The following is a 4,614-nucleotide window of genomic DNA, read 5'->3' as shown; positions in this document are numbered from 1 at the left end:
CTATTACACCGCGTATGCCTACATCGCGTGGCGCACCGTGCGCGGCGATTTTTCGATCGGCGACCTGACCTTCCTGGCCGGCAGCTTCCTGCGCCTGCGCCAGTTGCTGGAAGGGCTGCTGATCGGCTTCTCGCAGGTGGCCGGGCAGGCGCTGTACCTGGACGATCTGTTCTCGTTCTTCCAGATCCAGCCGGAGATCCACTCGCGCACCGATGCGGTGGCGATCCCGCAGCCGATCACCGACGGCTTCGTGTTCGAGAACGTCGGCTTCCGTTACCCCGATGCGGAAAACTGGGCGGTGCGCCACCTGGATTTCGAACTGCACGCCGGCGAAGTGCTGGCGCTGGTCGGCGAGAACGGCGCCGGCAAGACCACGCTGGTGAAGCTGCTGGCGCGCCTGTACGACCCGGACGAAGGCCGCATCCTGCTCGACGGGCGCGACCTGCGCGACTACGATCTGGATGACCTGCGCGCCAACATGGGCGTGATCTTCCAGGACTTCGTGCGCTACAACCTGAGCGCGGGCGAGAACATCGGCGTCGGCCTGGTCGAAGCAATGACCGACGATGCGCGCATCCGCGACGCCGCCCGCCGCGGCATGGCCGATGAGGTGATCAACGCGCTGCCAAACGGCTACGACCAGCTGATCGGCCGACGCTTCAAGCAGGGCGTGGACCTGTCCGGCGGGCAATGGCAGAAGATCGCCATCGCCCGCGCCTACATGCGCGATGCACAGGTCATGATCCTCGATGAGCCAACCGCCGCACTGGACGCGCGCAGCGAATTCGAGGTGTTCCAGCGCTTCAAGGAACTGTCCGACCAGCGCACCGCCGTACTGATCTCGCACCGCTTCTCCTCGGTACGCATGGCCGACCGCATTCTGGTGCTGGCCGGCGGCCGGATCGAGGCCAGCGGTACCCATGCCGAACTGATGACCCAGGGGGGCCGTTACGCCGAATTGTTCGAGCTGCAAGCGGCCGGGTACCGTTGAAACCCCCACTCCACAAGCCTTTCCGGCCAGTCAATGAGAATTTATCTCATTTGAGATAAACTGGACGGGACAAAACAGATCAGACCCCCACCCCCATGTCTTCCGCTTTCGGCGCCGAAACGGTGCTTGAGGTCCGCCACTGGACCGACGCCTACTTCAGCTTCACCACGACCCGCGACAGCGGCTTCCGCTTCGAGAACGGCCAGTTCGTGATGATCGGCCTGGAAACCGAGGCACGCCCGTTGCTGCGCGCGTATTCCATCGCCAGCGCCAACTGGGAAGAGAACCTGGAGTTCTTCAGCATCAAGGTCCAGGACGGCCCGCTGACCTCGCGCCTGCAGCACATCAAGCCGGGCGACAAGGTCCTGGTCGGCAAGAAGCCCACCGGCACCCTGCTGATCAGCGACCTGCACCCGGGCAAGCACCTGTACCTGCTGGGCACCGGCACCGGCCTGGCGCCGTGGCTGTCGGTGATCAAGGACCCGGAAACCTACGAGCGCTTCGACAAGGTGATCCTCACCCACGGCGTGCGTTACGAAAAGGACCTGGCTTACCGCGACCTGTTCGAGAAGGAACTGCGCGAGCACGAATTCCTCGGCGAGATGATCGGCGACAAGCTGCTGTACTACCCGGCCGTCACCCGTGAGGCGTTCCCCAACCAGGGTCGCCTGACCTCGTTGATGGAAAGCGGTGAAATGCAGAAGACCCTCGGCCTGCCGCCGCTGGATCCGGGAAACGACCGCGCCATGATCTGCGGCAGCCCGCAGATGCTGGCCGACCTGCGCACCGTGCTGGACAGCCGCGGCTTCCAGACCTCCCCGCGCATCGGCACCCCGGGCCACTACGTCTTCGAGCGCGCGTTCGTCGAGAAGTAAGCGCGAATGGCGCACCGAAGGTAGAGCCACGCCACGCGTGGCTGAAGCCTTCCACGCACCCATTCGCCACCCGGTAGAGCCACGCCCCGCGTGGCTGGGGCCTTCCACGCATCCACTCGCCACCCGGTAGAGCCACGCCATGCGTGGCTGAAGCCTTCCACGATCGTCGTGTGCGAGGAGCCGGCCAGCGGCCGGCACTACCTTGCCGCGATCAGGCGGGGGCGAGTGCCCGCATCACCCCAGCGCCGCCTCGATATCCCCGCGCAGCGATTCCGGCTTGTCGGTCGGCGCATAGCGTTCCAGCACCTGCCCATCGCGCCCGACCAGGAACTTGCTGAAGTTCCACTTGATCCCGCGCGTGCCCAGCAGCCCGGACTTCTCCGCCTTGAGCCACTGCCACAGCGGATGCGCGCCCTCGCCGTTGACGTCCACCTTGTCCGACAGCGGGAAATCGACCGCGTAGGTCAACGAGCAGAAATTGCGGATCTCGTCGGCGTTGCCCGGCTCCTGGTGCCCGAACTGATCGCACGGGAACCCGATCACCACCAGCCCGCGTGCCGCGTACTCCCGACACAACGCCTCCAGCCCCTCGTACTGCGGGGTGAAGCCGCACTTGCTGGCCACGTTGACCACCAGCAGCACCTTGCCCCGGTACTGCTCCAGCGGCTGTGGCTGGCCGGTGAGGTCCACGAACGAKAAATCGAATGCGCTGGTCATGGGAAAGGCTCCGGTGGAAGGGGATCATCTTAGCGCCGTGGGGGTGTGGGGCTGCTGCCGAGAGCAGCCACCCATGGGGTGGCTCTACCGATTCGGGTTCATGCGGAGGAGGCCAGCGGGCGGCACCTGCGGTTCCAACACAGCAATCGGACGTCAAGCGATTCGACGCCTGCTCCAACCCGCAATCCCATGCCTTTCGACACAAGCCCCACGCCATCGCGCCGGGGTAACCTCGTGCACTTGTCTGACCGGAGAATTCCCCTTGACCACCCGCCTTGCCCTTGCCGTCGCCGTGACCCTCGGCCTTGCCCTGCCCGCCTATTCCGCCGTCGCCGCCGCCCCCGTGGCCGCCAACGCCCAGCAGGCCAACCCGTTCTTCGCCGACAGCCCCCTGCCCCTGCACTACCCGCAGTTCGACAAGATCAAGGACAGCGACTTCGCGCCCGCCTTCGACGCCGGCATGGCCCAGCAGCTGAAGGAAGTGGAGGCAATCGCCAACAACAAGGCCAAGCCGACCTTCGACAACACCCTCATTGCCCTGGAAAAGAGCGGTGACACCCTCGACCGCGCCACCACCGTCTTCTTCAGCCTGGTCGGCGCCGACACCAACGACGCCCGCAAGAAGCTGCAGGCCGACTACTCGGCCAAGTTCGCCGCCCACAGCGACGCCATCGCCCTCAACGGCAAGCTGTTCGCCCGCATCCAGGCCCTGTACGACACCCGCACCCAGCTCGGCCTCGACGCCGAAGGCGTGCGCCTGGTCGAGAAGTACTACGACAGCTACGTCCGCGCCGGCGCCAAGCTCAATGATGCCGACAAGACCAAGCTCAAGGCGATGAACGCCGAGCTGGCCAACCTGGGCACGAAGTTCAGCCAGAACGTGCAGAACGAAGTGAATGCCTCGGCCGTTGTGGTGGACGACGTCAAGCAGCTCGACGGCCTGTCCGCCGAGCAGATCGCTGCCGCCGCCGAAGCCGCCAAGGCCCGCAAGCTGGATGGCAAGTACGTCATCGCCCTGCTCAACACCACCGGCCAGCCGCCGTTGACCAACCTGCGCAACCGCGAGCTGCGCCAGAAGATCTACGAAGCGTCCGTCACCCGCGGCAGCCGCGGCGGTGAGTTCGACAACACCGCGCTGGTCTCGCGCATCATGCAGCTGCGCGCCGACAAGGCCAAGCTGATGGGCTTTGCCAACTTCGCCGCGTACAACCTGACCAACCAGACCGCCAAGACCCCCGAAGCGGTCAATGCCATGCTCGGCCAGCTCGCCCCGGCTGCGGTGGCCAACGCCAAGCGCGAAGCCGCCGACCTGCAGGCCATGATCGACAAGGAACAGAAGGCCGCCGGCAAGCCGACCTTCCAGCTCGAAGCGTGGGACTGGGCCTTCTACAGCGAGAAGGTGCGCCAGGCCAAGTACAACTTCGACGAGTCCCAGCTCAAGCCGTACTTCGAACTGAAGAACGTACTGGAAAACGGCGTGTTCTTCGCCGCCAACCAGGAATACGGCCTGACCTTCAAGCAGCGCACCGACCTGCCGGTCTACCACGACGACGTCACCGTCTATGACGTGTTCGATGCCGACGGCAGCCAGCTGGCGATCTTCATCTTCGACCCGTATGCACGCGCCTCCAAGCGCGGCGGCGCCTGGATGAACTCCTATGTGTCCCAGTCCGAGTTGACCGGCTTCAAGCCGGTGGTGGCCAACCACCTCAACATCCCCAAGCCGCCGGCCGGCCAGCCCTCGCTGCTGACCTGGGATGAAGTGACCACCACCTTCCACGAGTTCGGCCACGCCCTGCACGGCATGTTCTCCAACGTGAAGTACCCGTACTTCTCCGGCACGGCCGTGCCGCGCGACTTCGTCGAGTTCCCCTCGCAGGTCAATGAAATGTGGTCGGACAACCCGGCCATCCTGAAGAACTACGCCAAGCACTACCAGAACGGCACCGCGATGCCGCAGGCACTGCTGGACAAGGTGATCGCCGCGGCCAAGTTCAACCAGGGCTTTGCCACCACCGAGTACCTCGGTGC

Annotated in this window: 4 protein-coding genes; 3 read left to right on the top strand and 1 reads right to left on the bottom strand. The window is 65.1% G+C overall.

Features of this window, described 5'->3' with window-relative positions:
• On the top strand, positions 1–991 hold a 991-nt coding region (locus ACXJKH_RS15430; RefSeq protein ID WP_457320582.1), incomplete at its 5' end, for an ABC transporter ATP-binding protein.
• A 95-nt stretch (positions 992–1,086) separates the two neighbouring features.
• Complete coding sequence (locus ACXJKH_RS15425; RefSeq protein WP_457320580.1) at positions 1,087–1,866, top strand: ferredoxin--NADP reductase; 780 nt, start codon at positions 1,087–1,089, stop codon at positions 1,864–1,866.
• Between the two features lie 234 nt (positions 1,867–2,100).
• Here the strand turns inward: ACXJKH_RS15425 and ACXJKH_RS15420 are convergent, their stop codons facing one another.
• The gene (locus tag ACXJKH_RS15420) at positions 2,101–2,583 is read right to left on the bottom strand and encodes a glutathione peroxidase (RefSeq protein WP_457320578.1); all 483 of its coding nucleotides are present in this window, start codon (positions 2,581–2,583) and stop codon (positions 2,101–2,103) included.
• Positions 2,584–2,845: 262 nt separating this feature from the next.
• On the opposite strand from ACXJKH_RS15420, the gene ACXJKH_RS15415 reads away from it, so the two are divergent.
• Positions 2,846–4,614 (top strand): M3 family metallopeptidase (locus ACXJKH_RS15415; protein ID WP_457320576.1); only part of this gene is annotated, 1,769 nt, incomplete at its 3' end.

Source organism: Stenotrophomonas sp. P5_B8 (assembly GCF_054049855.1).
Note: the sequence above shows the minus strand (reverse complement) of the source record. Positions and strands in the feature narration are given on the sequence as shown.